Here is a 21251-nt window from a genome sequence, read left to right on the forward strand (position 1 = left end):
GGGAGCCACGCGGCCCCTGACGTGCCCTCAGCCGACGGGCGCGCCGAACCACTCGGTCAGTCGGCTGAGCAGGTCCTGCTGGTCCTCGCCGACCCACGCCACGTGCCCGTCCGGACGCAGCAGCACCGCGGGCAGGTCCAGTTCCTCGCTGACGTCGACGACGTGGTCGACCCGGTCGGCCCAGCCCGACACCGAGAGCCCGCCCGTCCGGTCGAGGAGCAGTCCGCGGCCGCCGTGCATCAGCTCGTAGAGGCGACCGCGCTTGAGCGTGAGGTCCCGCATGCGCCGGCCGAGCAGTTCATGACCGTCACCGAAGTCGTAGCGAACGCCGATCGCGGTGATCTTCTCGATCAGGAAACGGTTCACGTCCTCGAAGTCCATCAGCTGCGACAGCAGCCGGCGCACCGACTGCGTTCCCGGCTCGGTGGACAGCAGCTCCATCTGCGCGCGGGTGTTGTCCAGTACGTCGGCGGCCACCGGGTGCCGTTCGGTGTGGTAGCTGTCCAGCAGTCCCTCCGGTGCCCCGCCGGCCACCTCGGCGGCGAGTTTCCACCCGAGGTTGAACGCGTCCTGGATACCGAGGTTGAGCCCCTGTCCGCCGGTCGGCGGGTGGATGTGCGCCGCGTCGCCGGCCAGCAGCACCCGGCCGACCCGGTAGCGCTCGGCCTGCCGGGTGGCGTCGCCGAACCGGGACAGCCAGCGCGGTGAGTGCACGCCGAAGTCGGTGCCGGCGACCGCACGGAGCTGCTTCCTGAACTCCTCGAGGGTCGGCGCGACGGAGCGGTCCTCGGTCACCCCTTCGGCGGGCACGACGACGCGGTACACCCCGTCCCCCATGGGTCCGAGGCCGAACCGCTTCTGGGTCTTGCGGACTTCGGTCACCACCGCGGTCACCGTCTCCGGCTCCACGCCCACCTCCATCGCGCCCAGCAGCGTCTCGACCTTGGCGGGCTCACCGGGGAAGCCGACACCGAGCAGCTTGCGCACCGTGCTGCGGCCGCCGTCGCAGCCGACGAGATAGCGCGAGCGCAGCCGCGTGCCGTCGGCCAGCTCGGCGCTCACCCCGTCCTCGTCCTGGCTCAGTCCGACCAGCTCGCAGCCGCGCCGGACATCGGCGCCGAGCTCGACGGCCCGCTCGGCCAGCAGGCGGTCGGTGACGGTCTGCGGGATGCCGAGGACGTAACCGTGCGCGGTGTCCATCCGGTCGGGCCAGGGCTTTTCGATGGCGGCGAAGAAGCCGCCGACCTTGTACTGCTGTCCGTGTGCGAGGAACCGCTCCAGCAGACCGCGCTGGTCCATCACCTCGATGCTGCGCACGTGCAGGCCGAGCGCGCGGACATTCGCGGGCGGCTCCGGTGCCTTCTCCAGTACGCGTACGTGCACGCCGTGCAGCCGCAGCTCACCGGCCAGCATCAAGCCGGTCGGGCCGCCGCCGACCACGATCACGTCGATCATGTGAACCCCCATTGGACGATGTCGAATCTCGGCCGGCCCCGTCGCGAAGCACGCATGCCTCGCGCGTGCCTGATTTCCGCCCGGTCCTGGCTTCGGCCGACGATTCTGCGGCACGACGGGGGCCTTGCCGCAAGGCCCCCTGTGCGCTATATGTTGAGAGTGGCAAGGAGTGGGTGAACTCCTTGCCTTTGCTTTTGCCGCGGCCTCACTCACCCTCGCCCGCCCTCGCCCGCCCTCGGCCGACGCGCTCACGCCCTCACGGGTACCGGCCGCCGTACCAGGTAGACGGCCGCGGTCGAGACGAGGACGGCCATGCAGGCGATGAACACGAGTCCCGCGCCCTCCAGGCCGATCGGGGCCGTGAGCAGCCCCACGCCGATGACCGGTACCGAGATGCCCGTGTAGGCCACCACGAACAGCGTCGAGATCACCGCCGCGCGCCGGTCCGCCGGGGACGCCTCGGCCACGGCGGCCAGCGCCCCGCGAAACGCCAGTCCCTGCCCGCCCCCGCCGACGAGCGCGCTCGCCACCACCAGCGCCATCAGGTCCCATCGCAGCGCCCCCGCGAGCAGCGCCAGCCCGGCGAGGAGCCCGGCGCACCCCAGCGGCAGCGATCGCCCCACCCCGACCCGGCCGACGGCCAGTTGTCCGGCGGTGGAGGCGAAGAAGGCCAGCGCCACGACCAGCCCGCTCACCGCGTGGCTGTCCACGTCCAGGGACTCCGCGAGGAACGCCGGGCTGACCGATGTGAACACCCCGAACAGCGCGAACCCCACGAACGAGGCGATCGCCGCGGGCCCGAACACCACCCGCACCCGCGCGGGCAGACCCGGCCGTTGAGGCCGTACGGTGCTCAACGGCGACCGCTGCCGCACCGTCTCGGTGAGCCGCAGCAGGACGGCGGCGGACCCTGCCACCAGGGCGAGGTGCACGACGAACGGCAGGTACAGCGGCCAGGCGGCGTACTGCGCGAGCACCCCGGCGAGCAGCGGGCCGCAGCCCAGTCCGCCCATGTTGGCCGCCGTCGCCACGAACGTGGCCCGCGCGGCGCCACCGTGGGGCGCCAGCTCCATCACGTACGCCGTGGCGGCCCCGGTGAACAGACCCGCGGACAGTCCCGACAGCAGCCGTCCCGCGAAGAGCCAGCCCAGCCCTGTGGCGCACAGGAAGCAGACGGCACTGGCGGCCGCGCACCCCAGGCCGCAGAGCAGGACCGCACGTCGTCCCACGGCGTCCGAGGCGTTGCCCACCAGCAGCAGCACGCCGATGACCGCGAAGGCGTACACGGCGTACACGACGGTCACCGTCAGCTCGGAGAAGTCGAACTTCTCCCGGTAGAGGGGGTAGAGCGGGGTCGGCAGCGTGGTGCCGGCCATGCACACGGCGAACACCGCCCCGCTGAGCAGACACTCGCGCCACCCTCGGCGATCGCCGTCCATGCCGCCGACGGTAACCCCGTACGCCGTGTCGGCCCGGCCCGGCACGCCACCCGTACGGACTGTCACGCGGTTACCGGTGTGCCGGTGATTTGGCCAGGTGTGCGGCCACGGCCATGACGGCGAGGGAGGCCAGGACGATGGCGGCGCCGACGTGGAGCGGCGCCGTGTAGCCGAGGCCCGCGGTGATGGCGAGGCCTCCGAGCCAGGCGCCGAGGGCGTTGCCGAGGTTGGACGCTGACACGTTGGCGCTCGCGGCCAGTGCCGCCCCGTGGGCGAAGTCGGTGACGCGCGTGATCATGCCGGGCACGCCGGCGAACCCGAAGAGCCCCATCAGGAACGTAAGGATCACCGATGCCACGGCGCTGTCAGCCAGCAGGCCGAACAGGGTCAGGGTGAGGGTGAGTCCGAGCAGGGCGAGGACCAGGGTGCGGTCACGGGCGCGGTCGGCCGCTCGTCCGCCGATCAGGTTCCCTACGACGAGGCCGACGCCGTACACCATCAGCAGCCAGGAGACGTCCGCCGGTGAGAATCCGCCGACCTCGGTGAACGTGTAGGCGATGTAGCTGAACGCGCCGAACATACCGCCGTAGCTCAGCGCGGTGGCTGTCAGTGTCAGCCAGACCTGCCAGGACCGGAACGCGCGGAGCTGGTCGCGCAGGCCGCTGGGCGGTGTCGGGTGTGAGGGGTTCGTCGTCGCTGTCGGCGGCTGCGTCGGGCCGGCGCCCGCCCGGGCGGGAACGAAGGCGGCGATCCCGGCCAGCGCCAGTACGCCGATCGCTGTGACCGCCCAGAAGGCCGCCCGCCAGCCCCAACGCTCACCGACCCACGCCCCGAACGGCACGCCCAGCACGTTCGCGACTGTCAGGCCGGCGAACATGACCGCCACCGCGCGGGACTTCCGCTCCGGCGCGACCAGACCGCGGGCGACCAGCGAGCCGATGCCGAAGAACGAGCCGTGGCACAGCGCCGCGACGATCCGTCCGAGCAGCATCACCGGATAGCTCGGAGCGACGGCCGACAGCAGGTTGCCGATGACGAACAGCGCCACCAGGCCGACCAGGACCGGCTTGCGGGGCAGGCGGGCCGTCGCCGCGGTCAGGGCGATCGCGCCGACCGCCACACTCAGCGCGTACCCGGAGATCAGCCGGCCCGCCGCCGCCTCGGAGACCGCGAAGCTCGACGCCACCTGTGGCAGCAGCCCGGCGATCAGGAACTCGGTCAGCCCGATGCCGAATCCGCCCAGTGCCAGCGCGATCAGTCCTCTCGGCGTCCGTCGCCGTTCGGTGGTGCGCTCGCGCGAGAGGGTGTCCGTCTCCCTGGTGCCGAATTCGCTCATGGCCCCACCCTCGCCCCCGTCGGCGGATACGCCCATGGACAAAGATCGGTGACGCTTGGACGAACGGCCGCGCAGACCCGGATCGGCTCGTCGGGGCGGGTCAGTCACGCACGTGATCGGGCCTTGCCCGCAATGCCCGGCGCAGGCACGCGGCGAGGCGGGCGGCGATGCTGCCGTCCGGGTCGAGGCGAGGGTTGAAGATCGTGACGTCGAGCCCCACGGCTCCCGGGTCGCTCAGCGCCGTATGCAGTACGCCCTCCAGTTCCTCCCAACTCAGCCCGCCCGGCTGCCGGTAGTCGACGGCCGGCATGAGTGTGTCGTCCAGGACGTCGACGTCGAGGTGGACCCAGAACCGGGCGCCGGTGCGTGCGGTGAGCCGGCCGACCGCCCGGCGCGCTGCCGTGGTGGCGCCGGTCGCGCGCACGGCGTCGAGGTCGATCGCGTGCAGGTGGGGTGGGAGGGGCTGCATTCCGGCCTCGGTTGACTCGGCGGTGTCGCGGAAGCCGAAGGCGACGACGTCCTCGTCCCGCAGCAGGGGGCCGCGGCCTTCGAGGTCGGTGAGGAGGCGAGGGCCGCGGCCGGTGGCCAGGGCGAGTTCCATCGAGGCCGCCTCGCCCGTCGGCTCGGCCGAGGGCTGGTAGAAGTCGGTGTGGCCGTCGAGGAACAGCAGTCCGTGGCGGCCGCGGCGGCGCAGGGCGAGGAGGTTGCCGAGCAGGATGGTGCAGTCTCCGCCGAGGACGACGGGAAAGCGGCCGGTGTCGAGCACGTCGCCGACCAGGTCGGCCAGCCGGACGGAGTACTCCGCGATGCCGTGGGGGTTGAGGATCCTGGTGTCGGCGTCGCGCGTCGGGTCGTAGGCCGTCGGTTCGACGCGGCCGGCCCGTACCGCGTCGAGCCCGGCCGTCAGACCGGCGTCGAACAGCGCCTCCGGCAGGTCCTGGACGCCGGACGGGCGCAGGCCCAGCACGGACGGTGCCTCGATGATCGCCAGGTTCCGCATGTCCCGACCCTTCGGCTGCCGGCCCGCGCCTCACACCCACCATCTGTGCCACATTCCGGGGCCCGGCACCACTTGGGGCCCGCCGCCGGGGCAGGAGCAGCTGTTGCCGGGCCCGGCTCTCGCCTGGCCGAATCTCGCCCCCATGTGACCGAAGTCGACTCATGGTGATACGGAGTTCAACGGCTACCGGCGGTAAAGGCTTGCTTTGCGCATCCTTGACCCGTACACCTTGCCTTTCACAACCAGCCATGGCTCTGGGGGGAGTTGGCGTATGCAAGGCACGGTTGACGGGTTCCGCTATGGTGCGGTGACGCCGGTGGCGGCCTATCTGATGGCCTGTCTGGGTGGGGCGTTGGGGCTGCGGTGCATTGTCCGGTCCCTGTTCGACGGACAGACGTGGAAGCCCGGCTGGCTCGCGCTCGGTGCCGCGTCGATCGGCTGCGGCATCTGGACGATGCACTTCATCGGCATGATCGGCTTCGATGTCGAGGAGAGCGGGATCCGTTACGACACCGGCCTGACCGTCCTCAGCCTCGCCGTGGCGATCGTGGTCGTCGGCATCGGCGTGTTCATCGTGGGCTATCTGGGCGCGGGCAAGGGGGCGCTGGCCGGTGCGGGCGTCATCACCGGGCTCGGCGTGGCCGCCATGCACTACCTGGGCATGGCGGCGCTGCGCCTCGACGGCACCATCCGGTACGACGCGGTCACCGTGGGGCTCTCCGTTCTGATCGCGATAGTCGCCGCGACCGCGGCGCTGTGGGCGGCCGTCACCATCCGCGGTTTCCTGACGAGCCTCGGGGCCAGCCTGATCATGGGTGTGGCCGTCTGCGGGATGCACTACACGGGGATGGCCGCCGTCAGTGTGCATCTGCACGGGCCGACCGGCGGGTCGTGGGCCGGTGACTCGCCCACCTCGCTGCTGTTGCCGATGCTCCTGGGGCCGATCATCTTCCTCGTGCTGGCCGGAGTGGTGGTGATGTTCGACCCGCTCCTGGTTCTCGGCGAGGGTCAGCGGGGCCGGGCCGCGGCGCCCCGGGGTACCGGGCCGAGCCGCGTCTTGGAGCAACGGTCCGGCAGCGGCGGCGAGTCGACCGCGCCGGTCGGCGTCCCGCGGCCGCGCCGGAGCCGGGAGCCGTACGCCCACAAGTGGTGACCCGGAGGGGGCGGGAGGCTCGGCGACTCACCGGGCCCCACCTCCCCTGCTCGGCATCCACTCGATCATTGTTACGGTGCACCGGTGTCTGACTCCTCACGCGATACCGCCGAAGGCGCCGGCTGGGGCGCCGCCGAACTCGGTGAGTACAAGCGGCTGATGCCGCACAAGGTCGAGAAAATCTCCTGGCTCAACCCCAAGACGCTGTGGGCGGCCCGCAACGGCGTGCTCGCGTCCTGGTTCGGGGACCCCACGGGGCGTACCCGTAGTCGCTGGGTGGCGCAGCGCGCCGCTGCCGGGGTGCCCGCCGACAAGGTGATCCGGCGCGACGACCCGGACAGGTTCTCCTTCCTCGTCATCGGTGACACCGGCGAGGGCGACGACTCCCAATACGCCGTCGTGCCAGGGCTTTTGAAGGTGGGTCAGGACACCCGGTTCGCGGTCGTGGCCAGTGATGTGATCTACCCGGTGGGCAGCGCCGACGACTACGACACCAAGTTCTTCCGGCCGTACCAGGACTACCGGGCGCCCATGTACGCGATACCGGGCAACCACGACTGGTACGAGGACCTCGGCGCGTTCATGCGCGTCTTCTGCGACGACGCCCCGCCCCTCGGCCCCGAGGCCGCCCCGCGTCCGCTCAGCAGGGCATGGCTGCGGTCGCTGCTGTGGCACCGGCCACGCAAGGGGGACGGCCAAAGCCTTCCCTCGGCACGGAAGTTGAGGTCGGACGCGGCCCAACAAGCCGTCCAGCCGGGGCCGTACTGGGCGATCGACGCCGGGCCGGTGCGGATCATCGGTATCGACACCGGGCTGTTGGGCACCATCGACGCCGAACAGGGCGCGTGGCTGCGCGAGGTGTCCCAGGATCCCCGGCCGAAGATCCTCATCACGGGCCAGCCCCTGTACGTGGACGGTGAGCACCACCCGTGCGCCATCGAAGGGGGCGGCACCGTCGACGAGATCGTCCGCGACCCGGCGCACCGCTATGTCGCGGCGATCGGCGGCGACATCCACAACTACCAGCGCTATCCGGTGCGGGTGGACGGCCGCACCATCCAGTACGTGGTCGCGGGCGGCGGCGGTGCGTTCATGCACGCCACGCACACGATTCCGCGGGTCGACGTCGCGGACGTCACCGAGAAGGAGTTCCGCTGCTACCCGCTGCGCGGCGACTCCCTGGCCTTCTACAGCAGGCTCTACGGACGCCGGCTGCGCATGCGCCGCTTCTTCACTCTCACCGAGGCGGAGGCGACGGCCGTCATCGCCGAGCGGCTGGAGATCCAGCCGGGTCGCGCACCGGCCCAGGACGCCCGCGTCACCTGGCGGACACGGCTGGTCGCGGGCCTGCTGGGCACCGGACGCCGACCCGACCGGGCCAAGCGGTTCCGCCTCCCCGTGCGCAAGATCTACACCCAGCTGTTCTCGCCGAGTTCGGCGACGTACAGTCCGCCGTTCTTCAAGTGCTTCCTGCGGCTGGACGTCACCCCGGAGACCGTCCGGCTGCGCTGCTACGCCGCGACCGGCAACCGCGCCCAGGAGATCGATCCGCCGGTCGAGGACGAGGTCACCATTTCCCTGGCCTGACCGCCTGGTCCGACCTCCTGCTCTCCTGCTCTGACCTGGGGACACGGGAACATCATCGGCCGCGGGCCGGTTGGCACTGCCGTACCACTCGATCAGTGATTGATGGAGGGGCCCGTGCCGCCGACCTCACGACCGCTCAGCAAGCTGGGATTCCTCACCATCGGCCTGTTCGACGAGGCGGATCCGCGCCGGGGACACGAGTCCACGCTCCAGATCATCGAGCTGGGCGAACGGCTCGGCTTCGACAGCGCGTGGGTCCGCCACCGTCATCTGCAGTACGGCATCTCCTCCCCCGTCGCGGTCCTGGCGGCGGCCTCCCAGCGCACCCGCTGTATCGAACTCGGCACCGCGGTCATCCCGCTCGGCTGGGAGAACCCGCTGCGGCTGGCCGAGGACCTGGCGACGGTCGACCTCCTGTCGGGCGGCCGCCTCAACCCGGGCGTCAGCGTGGGGCCGCCGATGCACTACGACCGTGTCAAGGAGGCCCTCTACCCCGACACGGCGGACGTCGAGGACTTCGGTTACGAACGGGTGCGGCGGCTGCTGGACTTCGTGCGGGGTGAGCGGGTCACCGACTTCAGCGGGGTGGAGGGCTTTGAGGCCGCGCGGCGGCAGCCGCACATCGAATACAGCTCCGACCGAGTGCAGCCGCAGTCCCCCGGTCTCGGCAGCCGTATGTGGTACGGCGGCGGCAGCCTGCGTTCGGCGCAGTGGGCCGGAGAGCACGGCATGAACTTCCTGACGAGCAGCGTCGTCAAGGCGGAGGGCTCCGAGGGCGCCGAAGACGCGCAGGGGTCACCGGACTTCGCAGAGATCCAGCTCGCTCAGATACGCGCCTTCCGCGCCCACCACCCCGACGGTGACAGCGCCCGTGTCTCTCAGGGGCTCGTCGTCATCCCCACCGACTCCGCGACGCCCGAACAGCGCGCGAAATACGAGGAGTACGTCGCGAAGCGCACTCCACGGACCCTGTCGCCCCAGGGTCAGGCACGGCTGTTGTTCGCGCCGGACCTCGTCGGCACCTCGGAGGAGATCGCCGAACGCCTCCAGGCCCACGCCGCGTTCCGCGAGGTGGACGAGGTCGCGTTCGCGCTGCCGTTCACCTTCGAGCACGAGGATTATGTGCAGATCCTCACCGATGTCGCCGCCCGGCTCGGGCCTGCGCTGGGATGGCGTCCGGGGCGATGACCCGGTCGAGGAGATGCAGCGGTGCGGCCCGCACTCCGGCGGCCTCGGCCGCGTCCCAGTGTGCGAGGGCGCGGGGCAGGTCGACGAGCCCGTGGATCAAGGGGAGGTCGCTCGGGGCCCGGCCGGCTTCCCTGCGGTGGGCGTGGAGCAGTGACTCCAGTCGGCATGAGGCCAACGTGCCCGGAAGCGCAGGGCGCACGGCGAAGCCCGCGCTCGCCGCGCTCGGCAGGTCCTCGCTGAGCTGCGTCCGCGTGGAGTCGAGAGCCAGCAGCCCGCCTCCGACGAGGAGGACGTCCTGCTCCCGGCTCATACGGTCCAGTGCGCTCGCGGTGTCGAAGCAGTGCGGGAAGGAGTCGTCGACCACGATGGTGCCGGGGCGCAGCCGGCCGACGTCCAGGAGGGCCGTCGCGCCGCTGACGGCGGTGATGATGACGTCGGCTTCGTAGACCGGGCCCGGCAGTGTCCGTCCCGATTCGACGACCTGGACCGGCATCGCCGGATGTGCCGACGACAGCTCCGCGGCCGGCCGTTCGAGTCGCGTGGTACTGCCGGGCAGGTCGCACAGCAGCAGCCGGGCCGGTGGGCCCGGTGCCGTCGCCAGCAGCAGTCGGAGGGACGAGAGGCCGATCGAGCCGCATCCGACGACGGCGAGGGAGAGTTCGTCGAGGCGGCGGCCGGTCGCCGCGAGGGCGCTGTGGACGGTCTTGGCCACGGCAACGGTCGTCGACCCGTGTCCGGTGGTGATCGCCGCGCTCGTCGTGGTCTCCCGCAGGACGTCGTAGCCGTAGCCGGTGAGGGACGGGATCATGCCCGCGAGTGAGACACAGCGGGCGCCGAGTGAGGCGGCCTGCTCCACGGCGCGGGCCGTGCGGGCGCCCAGACCGGCGGCGGCCGGGGCCAGTTCGTCGGCGAAGAGCGGGAGGGCGACGAACCCGGAGTTCCCCAGCGGGGTCCCGGTCTCCTCCAGCAACCTGGCGCGACCGTCCGGGAAGAGCAGCGCCCTGATCTCCTCGCGGCCGAGGCCGGGGCTGTCGTGCGGCAGTCCGGCGAGGGCGGCGAGATGGGCGGGGGCGGGCAGGTATCCGACGAGCGCGGCATCGAGGTGGGGGCGTCGGCTGCGGCTGCTGCGGACGGGGCCGGGGTCGGGGGCGGAACCGGCTTCGCTCAGCGCGTCCTGCAGCTGTCGCCGCATCCTCTCCGCGAACCCGGCGGCCTCCCCGGCCGTGAGGGCCGCCGCCGAAGCCCGCACGGTGACCCGCAGACCCTCACCGTCCGCCACCGGCCGTACGGCCAGGAACACGTCGGTGCCGAGCGGTGGCGGGGCGAGGGCCGTGTCGGACTCGTCCGCGTGCAGGGTGAGGCCGCCGCCGGTCTCGGTGCCGAGGGAGGTGAAGTCGAGGAAGGTGAAGAAGAACTGGGCGTGGCGGGGCAGTCCCGCAGCCGTGCGCACCTCGCTGGGGCCTTCGGCGCGGGCCAGGTCGGCCTCGGCGGCGAGTCGCCTCAAGTCCTCGCCGAATGGCGGCGGTTGGTGCTGGTCGCGTCCGCCGCCGGGCAGGGACGGGCGCAGCGCCACCGCTTCCGCGAACGGGCCGAACACCCGGTGTGCGTCCGGCGTGGACTCCTCGCGTCCGGTGACGGCGAGCCCGAGCAGCAGGTCGCGTCGGCCGGTGAGTTCCGCGAGGGCGCGGTAGTAGGCGGTGAGCAGTGGGGTGTACAGGGTGCGGTGGGCGGCTCGGGCGAGTCGGCGCAATCCCTGTGTCGTGGTGGCGCCCAGGGTGAACCCCGTGGTGTGGAACGCCGGTTGGCCGTCAGCGGCATCGGCGGTCGGGCGGCGCAGCACGGGCGGCGTGTAGGGGGCGCACAGACGGGCGCGGTACTCCTCGGCCTCGGGTCCGTGCGGGTGCGCGCGTACTGCGGACCGGGTGACGTGGTCGCGGAAAGTGCTGTCGAGCGGCGGCAGGCCGTGCGGCCGGCCCTGATCGAGGCGGTCGTATGCGGTGAGCAGTTCCCGGGCGAGCAGGGCGGCGCTGTAGCCGTCGCCGATGAGGTGGTGCGCGTGGACGAGGAGCACATGCTCGCCGGGCGCCACGGTGAGCAGCCGCAGACGCAGCAACGGCCAGGCCCAGGGCTCGAGTCGGCGCCGTGCCTCCTCGGCGATCCGCTGCTCCAGCAGGTCCGGGTGCGCGAGGGTCTCCGTCTCCACGGGCAGGCGCAACGAGTCCGGCAGTTCCTGCTGCACGGGCGGCCGGGCACCTGCCGGGAAGACGGTGCGCAGCATCGGATGCCGGGCCACCAGAACGTCCACGGCGCGCTGGAAGACGTCGTGGCGCAGCGGCCCGTCGAGCCGGAACCGGGCGAGCCAGCCGGAGCCCGCCCCGGGCTTGAGGGTCTCGGCGAGCAGGAATCCCCGCTGGGAGGGGGTGAGGGGGTAAGGACCGGCCGGTTGCGCGGGGGCGGCTTCCGGGGTCGGATCGGGTGAGGGGCCTGTGCCGGCGGTGGTGGTGGCAGTGGCGGCGGTGTCGAGGGCCGACGCGAGTGCGCTCAGCGTGCGGCGGGTGTAGACGGTGGTCGGCCGTGGGACGGCCGGCAGCTCCTGGCGCAGGCGGGCGAAGAGTTCGAGCACCATGATGGAGTCGCCGCCGAGGGCGAAGAAGTCGTCCTCGCGGGTGACGTCCGGTACGTCCAGCAGCGTCGACCAGATGCGTGCCACGGTGTGCTCGGTCGGGGTGGCGGGCGGGGTTCCGGGCCCGGAGGGAGTGCCGGGCCCGGGCGCCCGCCGGCTGTCCTCGGGTGCGCTCGCCAGCGAGTTGCGGTCGATCTTGCCGGTGCCGGTCAGGGGCATCGCCGGGATCGAGCGGATGCGCCCGGGCAGCATGTACGGGGGCAGCACCCGGGACAGGAAGGCGCGCACCTCGCGTGCGTCGGGCTCGTCCGAGCCGGGGCGGGGTTCGACGTACGCCAGCAGCCGTCCGTCGACGAGCAGCGCGGCGGCTCGGGCGACGTCCGGGTGGGTGAGCAGGGCGGCCTCCACCTCGCCGGGTTCCACCCGGTGGCCACGGACCTTGACCTGGTCGTCGAGGCGGCCGAGGAACTCCAGTACGCCGTCGGCGGTGCGGCGGACCCGGTCGCCGCTGCGGTACCAGCGGCGTCCGTCGCGTTCGACGAAGGCCTCCGCGGTGAGCCGGGGCTCGCCGAGGTAACCGGGTGTCAGTCCGGTTCCGGCGATGAGCAGTTCACCGGATTCGCCGGGGGCGCAGGGGCGTCCGTCCTCGGTGACGACGGCCAGTTCGGTTCCGGCGACCGGCCGGCCGATGGGCAACTGGCGTACGTCGTCGGCCGGTCGGCTGTCGATGATGTGGCAGGTGGCGTTGATGGTGGCCTCGGTGGGCCCGTACAGGTTGGCGACCCTGTGCTCCGGCCCGCCGCAGACGTCCAGCAGGTCGAACCAGCGGCGTACGTGTGCGGCGGGCAGTGCCTCGCCGCCGACGTGGACCCAGCGCAGCGCCGACAGGTCCGGGGGTGTTGCGTCCCGGCGCGCCCGGGTCTCGGCGGCGGTCAGCAGGCGCTCCCACAAGGTCGGTACCGAACTCCACACCGTGATCCGGTCGTTGACGATCCGGTCGAGCAGTGCTTCGGGGTCGCGCCGGTCGTCCCGGCCGAGGGTGTGGACGGTGGCGCCGGCCAGCAGCGGGGCCAGCAACTGCCGTACGGAGGCGTCGAAGCAGACGGACGCCGTCTGTACGAGGTGGTCCCCGGGGCGGTACCCGAAGGTGGCCAGCGACCAGTCGAGGTAGTTGAGCATCGAGCGGTGGGTGATCGGGACCGCCTTGGGGCGGCCCGTGGAACCCGAGGTGAAGATGACGTAGGCGAAGGCGTCCGGGGCGGCGGGCGGTGGCTCGGCCGGGGGCGCGGTGGCCGCGCACCCTGCATCGGCGGTGCCCGGCGTGATGCCGTCGACTGTGACCGGCGTGATGCCCTCCAGCGCGGCGGCGGCTTCGCGCGTCGCCGCATGGCAGACCACCACGCCGACTCCGGTGCGTGTCACCTGGTCCCGCAGCCGGGCCACGGGATGGGTCGCGTCCAGGGGCACCCAGCCGGCGCCCGCCCGAAGGATGCCCACCACGCCGAGGACGGTGTCCGCGTCCGGTTCGGTGAGGAGGCCGACCAGGTCCCCGGGGCGTACACCGTTCGCTCGGAGCCGGGCCGCGAGAGCGCCGGAGGCGGCGTCGAGTTCGGCGTAGGTGAGCGTGGTACGGCCGGTGTCCACCGCGACGGCTCGCGGTGTCGCGCGGAAACGGGCGCACAGGCGGGCGACGATCCCCCGGTCGGCGTCGTACCCCTCGGCGTCGAGGGTCCGCCCGGCCGCGGCGTGCAGTTGCGCCACGTACTCCGCGGCGAGCCGCTCGACGGTCTCGGGCCGGAAGAGGTGGGCGGGGTGGTTCCAGGAGAAGCGGAGTGTCGCATCCGATTCCCAGCACAGCAGTCCGAGCCGGGTCGCGGCGGAGGCGGTGGCCGCCGCGGTCGGGGTCACGGTGACCGGCCAGTCGCGCCCGTGGCGCACGGGGAAGCGGGCGAAGCTGAACCCGGCCGGGGCGACCGTGCGCGGGGCGGGGCCGGTGGCGGGCAGCAGTGCGGCGATGTCGGGGCTGCCGAGGGCGGCGTGGGACTCCGCCTCCTGCCAGATCCGCTGGAGCCGCCCGGCCAGTACGGCCTCGGGTTCGGCGGGGTCGACGCGGGCGAACACCGGCAGGGTGTCGGCGAGCGGCCCCACGAGGCGGTCGACGCCGGGCAGGGGCGCCTCACGGCGGGCACGGGCCACGTTCACGGCGACCGCCCGCTGTCCGCTCCAGCGGGCCAGGCAGCGGGCGTACACCGCGAGCAGCAGATGGAAGAGGGTGACTTCGTGCCGGGCCGCCACCTCGCGCAGCGCCGCCGTGAGCGAGGCGTCGATGCCCGTCTGATGGTGGGTGAGCGGCGGGGCGGGAAGCGCGTCCGGGTCGCCGTCGTACGGCAGTGCCTCGGCCGTGGCCGACGCGGTGTGCTCGGCGATGCGGTCGCGCCAGTACTGCTGGTCGCGGGCGAAGGCGGGTGACTGGCGTTCCGCGGTGACAAGGGCGGCGTAGTCGGCGAACTCCGCTTCGGGTACGGCGAGTTCGAGGGCGCTGCGATCCTCTGCGAGTGCGGTGTAGAGCGACCAGAGCTCCTCGCACAGGACCTTGAGGCTGAAGCCGTCCGCGGCGCTGTGGTGGACGACCAGCAGGAGGTCGGCGAGGTGTGGGTCTCGGCGGTCGCGGACCAGGAGCGCGCGCGCCGGGGCCTCGGTGGTCAGGTCGAACGAGCGGTTGTACAGCCGCTGTTCGAGGTCCGGGAGCTGCGGCGCGGTGTCGTTCGGCTCATGCACCTCGTACCAGCGTGGAGCGCGGTCGGTGGGGTCGGCCGGCACCGTGTACTGGCGTGGCGGTGTGCCGTCCGTGGTAATGCGCAGCCGCAGCATGGCATGGCGTGCGGCCAGGTGGGCCAGGGCACGGCCGAGGAGGTCGGGGTCGAGGGGGCCGCGGATGGTCTGGCGTATGTAGCCGTAGGCGGTGACGCCCTCGTACAGCGCCTCGGTGGTGAGGAAGGCGAGTTGGAGCGGAGTGAGGGGGCGCGGGGGGAGAAGGGGCGGGGTGTCCCGCTTGCCGCGGGTCGCGGTGGCGGGGGCGTGGAGGCCGGTGGGCTTCTGTCCGCTGAGGTGGGCGGCCAGTTCGCCGACCGTGCGGTATTCGAAGAGCAGCGTGGCGGGCAAGGGCAGTCCGAGTTCCGTCTCCAGGCGGCGCGCGAGGTCGACGGCGGACAGGGAGTCGAGCCCGAGTCCGAGGAACTGCTCGTCGTCGCCGATGTCCTCGGGGGCGCGGTGCAGTGACTCGGCCAGCAGTCGGCGTATCAGGCCGGTGATGCGGGCGGGGTCGGTCGCGGCACCATCGGCGTCACTGTCGCCTTCGCCGACCGGCAGGTTGCGGGCTGTGGTTGGCGTGCTCGCCGGCGGGGCGTCCGTGCGGTCCGGAGTGGTGGCGATCCGGCCGGGTGGGGAGGTCGGCGAGGATGCCACGAGCAGGTGAGTGGCGTCGGTGGCGACGGCCGTCCGCAGCGCCGCGACCGCCGCCCGCGTGGTCATGGGGCCGAGTCCGCGGTCGCGCAGCCGTTGCTGCCGAGCAGGCGCCCCGGCGGCAAGTCCCGCGTCGGTGACGGGCCCGAACCCGATCGACCGCCAGGGTCGGCCCGCGGCGCGCTCGGCTGCGGCGAAGGCATCGAGGAAGGCGTTGGCCGCCGCGTAGTCGCCGAGCGCGCCCGCCAGGCCGGGCAGCACCGAGGAAACGGAGGAGAAGGCGACGCATACGGCCGGTTCCTGACCGTGCCCGCGCAGTGCCTGGGCGAGCAGCATCGTGCCGCGCACCTTCGCGGCGAGCACCTGCTCGATCTCGCCGTCGGTCTTGGCGCGCAGGGTGCCGGGCCGGACCGTACCGGCGGCGTGGAACACCCCGTCCAGCGGGGGCAGTTCGGCGAACAGGGCGTGGACGGCGGCTTCGTCGGACACGTCGGCCGTGCGGTACCGGGCGCGGGCGCCGTGGGCGCGCAGGGCGGTGAGCAGTTCGTCGGGAGCGGTCTGCGAGCGGCCGGTCAGGATCAGCTCGGATGCGCCGCGTTCCGCCAGGTCCCGCGCGAGTGCGGAACCGAGCCCGCCGGCTCCCCCGGTGATCAGGTAGGTGCCGTCGGGAGGCAGGGCGTCGGGCGCCGTCGGGGCGTCCGTCACGTCGGCCGGGGTGCGGCTGAGCCTGCGCCCGGCGCGCCACGCGACCGCGTCCTGCGCGCCCGGTTCGTGGGCCGAGCAGAGCTCCCGTTCCAGGGCGTCGAGCCGGGCGTCGAGGGTGTCGTGGGAGGACAGGTCCACGCTTCGGGCGGCGAGCCCTGGGTGCTCCTCCGGAAGGGCGAGTGCGAAGCCGTGCAGGAGTGCCTGGGCCGGGCGCGCCCGTTCCGTCGTGGTGCCGGTGACGTACGCGTCCTCGGTGACCACCAGCAGGCGGGAACAACCGGCGTGAAGCACATCGAGCACAGGGCGCAACGCGGTGATCGCGTCCGGGGCGTGAGGGTCTCCGTCTCCGGCGCCCTCCTCGCCTCCCCACCACACCACGGTGTCCGCAGACGCGCCGCCCAGTCCGTGAGCGAGATCGTCTCCCAGTACCGCCGTTCCACGGCCGGCAAGCCGCTCGGCCAGAGCCCGGCCGAGCGCCTGCCCGCCGCCGATCAGCCGCACGACGCGGGGCCCGGCCGATGGCGTGAGCGGGGCGTCCCGCCAGTCGAGGCGGCGCACCACGGGAGCCGCACTGGGCTTGCGCGGCCAGTAGGGGGTGCGCTGGAAGGGATACGTCGGTACGGGCATCCTCGGCGGCCGCCCGGCGGCCCCGGTCGTCCGGTCCGGAGCCGTCCGGTCCAGAGCCGTACCGCGCGCCCACAGTCGGCCCGCCACCTCCAACAGCACCCGTGCCCCGCAGGCGCTGCCTTCACGGTCCACAGTCGAGGTCGCCCCCGTCGTGAACACCGCCACGTCCGAGGCGCCGTGCGCACCGGCGACCGCGCGGACCGCCCCTCCCAGGGTGTTCCCCGGGCCGAGCTCGACGAAGGTGTCATAGCCCTCCTCCAGGAGCCTCGCCACAGCCGGCCCGAACCGCACCGGCTCGACGGCATGCCCCTGCCAGTAGGCGGGCGTGAGGCGGGGCCGCCACTCGCCGGTGACCGTGCTCAGCATCGGTATGTCCGCCGTTTTGACCGTGAGCGCCTTCGCGGCCTCCCGCAGCGGATCGAGGGCCGGCTCCAGCAGCGGCGAGTGGAAGGCATGGGAGACACGGAGCCTTCGCGTGGCCACGCCACGTCCGGTCAGCTCGGCGACGGCGCGCTCGACCGCCTCCTCGGAACCCGAAATGACCACCTGCTCGGGCCCGTTGACGGCGGCCACGCTCAGCGCGCCGCCCGATGCGCGCACGAGCCCGGCGACCGTGTCCTCGTCACCCCTGACGGCGGCCATGGCTCCCGGGAGGGCCAGTTCGCCCACCAGGCGTCCGCGCTCCGCGGCGAATCCGACCGCCTCGGGCAGGCTCAGCGCACCGGTGACACACGCGGCCGCGATCTCGCCCACGCTGTGTCCGGCGACGGCGTCCGCCGACACGCCCCACGCCACCAGTTGCCGGGCCAGACCCACACCGAACGCGACGAGCAGCGGCTGGACCACCTCGGTCCTGGCCAACTCGTCAGGATCCGTACGGGGATCGAGGCACCACTCGGCCAGTGAGCGCCCGAGTACGGGTCCCGTCAGCGCGGAGGCCTCGTCCAGGACCTCCCGGAACACCGGGGCCGAACGGTACAGGGCGCGCCCTTGGCCGGGCCGCTGGGCTCCCTGGCCCGGCAGCAGGAACACCGTCCTCGGCCGGGAGGAGCGGGCGGGCGTGATGTCCGCCGTACGGGCGGCTTCGAGTCGGTCCGCCAGGTCACCGTCGGCGACCACGGCGAGGCGGCAAGGGCGGTCGTCGCGCGCGGAGTTGACGGTGGCGCAGATGTCGGCCTCGGGGCGTTCCGGGTGTGCCCGCGCATACGCGGCCAGGTCGGCGGCGGCTGCCCGCAGTGCGTCGGCGCTCTGGGCCGACAGCGTGAGCAGGCGCGGGCCGTCCGCGACGGGGGTCACGGGCGTCGTCCGGCCGGGTGCCTCCTCCAGGACGGCGTGCGCGTTGGTGCCGCCGAAGCCGAAGGCGTTGACGCCCGCGATCAGGGGCCCGGCGGCTTGCCATTCCCGCTGTTCGGTGACGAGTTCGAAGCCGGGCGCGACGCGCCGCAGGTACGGCGCGGGCGGGGTGGAGTGCGGGGCGGGCGGAAGCCGGCGGTGCTGGAGCGCCAGGACCGTCTTGACCAGGCCGGGCAGGCCGGCGGCGTTGAGCAGGTGCCCGATGTTCGCCTTGACCGAGCCGAGCAGCCGCGGGAGCCCGTCGGTGCGGGGCGGGAAGGCGTGCCCGAGCGACTGCGCCTCGACGGGGTCGCCGACGGGGGTGCCGGTTCCATGCGCCTCGACGTACGACACCGTTTCGGGGTCGACGCCGCACTCGCCGTACGCCCGGGTGATGACCTCGTGCTGGTTGCGCGGGTTGGGGGCGAGCAGGCTGAGGGAGCGGCCGTCGTTGTTGACGGCCGTGCCGCGGACCAGGGCGAGTACCGGGTCGCCGTCGCGCAGCGCGTCGTCCAGGCGGGCGAGGACGAGGGCTGCTCCGCCCTCCCCGGGCACGATTCCGTCGGCGTCGGCGGAGAAGGGGCGGCTGCTGCCCGTCGGGGACAGTGCGCCCGCGCGTGCGAGCAGCCGGTGGCCGGTCGGGGTGAGGGCGAGCTGGACGCCGCCGACCACGGCGACGTCGCACTCGCCGCTTTCGAGGCTGCGCCGCGCCAGGTGCAGCGCCACGAGCGCGGAGGAGCATGCGGTGTCCACCGCGAGGGCGGGGCCGTCGAGGTCGAGTGCCTGGGAGAGGCGGGCGGCGATGAGGTTGGGCAGGTTGCCGGTGAGCGCGCCGGGGTGGGCGGCGAGGTCGCCGTCCGTGGCGGCGGCCAGGATCTCGCGGTATCCGCTGTCACCGACGGCGGCGAACACGCCGATCCGGCGGCCGGTGCGTCGCGGCCCCGCGTAGCCGGAGCGCTCCATGGCTTCGTGGGCCAGCTCCAGGAAGATCCGCGCCTGGGGGTCGGTCGCGCGGGCCTCGTCGTCGTCCATGCCGAAGCAGGCGGCGTCGAAGTCGGCGGGTTCGGGGAGGAAGGACCCGAAGAGGCCGGGCACCCCCGGCGCGCTCCCCAAGCCCGGCAAGCCCTCCGCCCCCTGCCAGTCCTCCCAGCGGCCCTCGGGTACCCCCGTCACCGTGTCCCGGCCGGACACCAGCAACTCCCAGAAGGCTTCGGGTGTTTCGGCGCCGGGGAACCGGCACGCCATGCCGAGAACCGCGACCGGTCCACGGCTCTCCGCACGCTCGGCGGACGTCAGCGACGCACGCCCGGCATCCGCGCCCGCGCCGGGACCGGCAGCCGACTCTCCCTCAAGTGCCCTGCCGGAGTCGGCGAGGAGGGCCAGCACATGCCCGGCCAGCGCGGCCACGGTGTCATGGTCGCGCAGCACGCGCGGCTCCACCGTGACGGAGAAGGCGTCCTCGATCCCCGCGAGTACCGCCATCGCCTTCAGCGAGGAGCCCCCGAGGGCGAAGAACCTCTCCTCCCGGTCGATGTCCGCCGGCCCGAGGTCCAGCGTCCGGGCCCAGATGCCCCGGACCGCGTCCTCGACGTCACGCCGCGAACGCGGCACGAGGCCCTGCGGGCCGCGCTCTTCACGCCGGGCGGGTGCGAGCTCGGTCCGCGCGGCCGACAACCGCGCCTCGACCGCCGTATAGGCACCTGCCTCGAACCGGACGCGCATCAGAGCGCGCCGCAGCTTGCCGCTCGTCGTCCGGGGAAACGCGCCGGGCGGCAGGGGCAGCACCCGTACGTCGTCATGGCCCAGCGCCTCGCGCACGCGGGCCGCCGCCGTGTCGAGCACCGGAAGGGCCTCGGCCGGGGCGGGCCGCGCCCACTGCACGAACACCACGACCCGGTCGCCCCCGGTGTCGGGGTCGGGGGAGCCGATCGCCGCCACCGTTCCGCCGGGCAGTCCCGGCGTGGCCGCGACCGTTTCTTCGAGGTCGGGTGCGTGGAAGGTGCGGCCGCCGACGAAGACGACGTCCTTGTGCCTGCCGGTGACGCACACCCGGCCCTCGGCCAGGAAGCCGAGGTCGCCGGTGCGCAGCCAGCCACCGCGGAACGCGGCCGCGCTCGCCTCGGGGGCGCGGTGGTAGCCACGGGCGACCTGAGGTCCGCGTACCTCGAGGTGACCGACCCGCCGGTCGGCGAGCGGCTTGCCGGAATCGTCGGTGACACGGATCTCGCAGTCCGGGACGGGACGGCCCAGGTCCATCAACTCCACGGCGTCCGGGCCGGGTTCCACAGGGACGGCCCGGCCACGGCTGAGCGCCTTCCGGTCCAGTCGCAGGGGCTCGGCGATCTCCCCGAGCGGGGGCACGGTCACGGCGAGTGTGGCCTCGGCCAGTCCGTACACGGGGAGCATCGCCCTGGCGTCCAGCCCCGCCGCACCCGCCTTGGCCGCGAACTCCCGCCACACGCGCGGCGCGATGGGCTCGGCGCCCACGAGCATCAGGCGTACGGAGGTCAGGTCCAGGCCGGCCCAGGTGGGGTCCGGCACCCGCCGCGTCGCCAGCGCCAGCGCGAAGTTCGCCGCCGACAGCAGGGTCGCCCGGTGCCGCGCCACCGCCTCCAGCCAGCGGGTGGGGCGCTTGGCGAAGGTCAGGGGTTCCAGGCGCACCTGCTTCAGGCGGGCCGCCATGGGGACGAGGTGGGTGCCTATCAGGCCCATGTCGTGGAAGTACGGCATCCAGGTGGCCACCACGTCGTCCGGTGTGATCGCCATGGCGGCGTGGATCTGCCGGAGGTTGGCGAGCACGGCCTCGTGGGTGAGTTCGACGCCCTTCGGGGTGCCGGTGCTGCCGGAGGAGAACTGCAGGAAGGCGAGGTCCTGTGGGGCGCGGCGGGGCAGCGAGCGCAGCGGGCGGGCCTCGCGCAGCGCGTCCAGCCGCAGGACGCGCACCGGGCCCGGGATCTCGGCGCACAGGGCTTCGGTGCCGGCGTCCACCATGACGGCGGGCCTGCCGAGGAACTCCCAGACCGGTCCCACCCGGCGGGCCTCCGGGGCGAGCGGCACGGGCACGAGCCCCGCCACCAGCGCTCCCCAGAACATCGGCTGGAAGTCCTCGCCGAGCTCCGCGACGAGCGGAACGGGGGTGCCGGGCTCCAGTCCCGCGGCGCGCAGGCCCCCCGCCACGCGCAGTGCGTCGTCGTGGAGCTCGGCGAAGGTGACGGTGCGTTCGCCGCCGTCGCCACGGACATGGACGACGACCTGGCCGGGGGCCTCCTCGGCGGCGTGCAGCAGCAGATCGAGGAGTGTGACGGCGGTACGGCGCCCGGGAGTCGACATGCGGTTCCTTCCTC

The 21251-nt window shown here is 73.3% G+C and carries 8 protein-coding genes; 3 read left to right on the top strand and 5 right to left on the bottom strand.

Annotated elements, in window-relative coordinates; translation table 11 throughout:
• Positions 1–27: 27 nt before the first annotated feature.
• The 4 genes from rox to ACIREI_RS27250 form a co-directional block, all read right to left on the bottom strand.
• Entirely contained in the window at positions 28–1455 is a 1428-nt protein-coding gene (gene rox / locus ACIREI_RS27235; RefSeq protein ID WP_403337838.1) for a rifampin monooxygenase, read from the bottom strand.
• A 248-nt stretch (positions 1456–1703) separates the two neighbouring features.
• Positions 1704–2894: an MFS transporter gene (locus tag ACIREI_RS27240; protein WP_403337840.1), complete on the bottom strand. Its 1191-nt coding sequence runs from the start codon at positions 2892–2894 to the stop codon at positions 1704–1706.
• Positions 2895–2964: 70 nt separating this feature from the next.
• Positions 2965–4230 (bottom strand): MFS transporter, encoded by a 1266-nt coding sequence (locus tag ACIREI_RS27245; protein ID WP_403337843.1) that lies wholly within the window; start codon positions 4228–4230, stop codon positions 2965–2967.
• Between the two features lie 100 nt (positions 4231–4330).
• A complete protein-coding gene (locus tag ACIREI_RS27250) occupies positions 4331–5230 on the bottom strand; it encodes an arginase family protein (protein ID WP_403337845.1) in 900 nt (299 codons plus the stop codon).
• Positions 5231–5501: 271 nt separating this feature from the next.
• On the opposite strand from ACIREI_RS27250, the gene ACIREI_RS27255 reads away from it, so the two are divergent.
• From ACIREI_RS27255 to ACIREI_RS27265, 3 genes are all read left to right on the top strand, one after another.
• Positions 5502–6383, top strand: coding sequence for an MHYT domain-containing protein (locus ACIREI_RS27255; protein WP_403337848.1), 882 nt, complete (start codon positions 5502–5504; stop codon positions 6381–6383).
• Positions 6384–6467: 84 nt separating this feature from the next.
• Positions 6468–7970, top strand: a complete 1503-nt coding sequence (locus ACIREI_RS27260; RefSeq protein WP_403337850.1) for a metallophosphoesterase family protein — start codon at positions 6468–6470, stop codon at positions 7968–7970.
• A 114-nt stretch (positions 7971–8084) separates the two neighbouring features.
• On the top strand, positions 8085–9158 hold the full coding sequence (locus ACIREI_RS27265; RefSeq protein WP_403337852.1) for an LLM class flavin-dependent oxidoreductase: 1074 nt from the start codon (positions 8085–8087) through the stop codon (positions 9156–9158).
• Here ACIREI_RS27265 and ACIREI_RS27270 read toward each other — a convergent pair.
• Positions 9103–21237 carry an amino acid adenylation domain-containing protein gene (locus ACIREI_RS27270; RefSeq protein WP_403337855.1) on the bottom strand — a complete coding sequence of 4045 codons (12135 nt, stop codon included), beginning with the start codon at positions 21235–21237 and terminating at the stop codon, positions 9103–9105. The genes ACIREI_RS27265 and ACIREI_RS27270 overlap by 56 nt on opposite strands.
• Positions 21238–21251: the final 14 nt, after the last annotated feature.

Origin of the sequence: Streptomyces sp. NPDC093591, assembly GCF_044764885.1 — a bacterium.
GTDB lineage: Bacteria > Actinomycetota > Actinomycetes > Streptomycetales > Streptomycetaceae > Streptomyces.

Coding starts and splice junctions, on each gene's coding strand:
- rox (WP_403337838.1), bottom strand. CDS start 1,455: ATGATCGACGTGATCGTGGTCGGCGGCGGCCCGACCGGCTTGATGCTG.
- ACIREI_RS27240 (WP_403337840.1), bottom strand. CDS start 2,894: ATGGACGGCGATCGCCGAGGGTGGCGCGAGTGTCTGCTCAGCGGGGCG.
- ACIREI_RS27245 (WP_403337843.1), bottom strand. CDS start 4,230: ATGAGCGAATTCGGCACCAGGGAGACGGACACCCTCTCGCGCGAGCGC.
- ACIREI_RS27250 (WP_403337845.1), bottom strand. CDS start 5,230: ATGCGGAACCTGGCGATCATCGAGGCACCGTCCGTGCTGGGCCTGCGC.
- ACIREI_RS27255 (WP_403337848.1), top strand. CDS start 5,502: ATGCAAGGCACGGTTGACGGGTTCCGCTATGGTGCGGTGACGCCGGTG.
- ACIREI_RS27270 (WP_403337855.1), bottom strand. CDS start 21,237: ATGTCGACTCCCGGGCGCCGTACCGCCGTCACACTCCTCGATCTGCTG.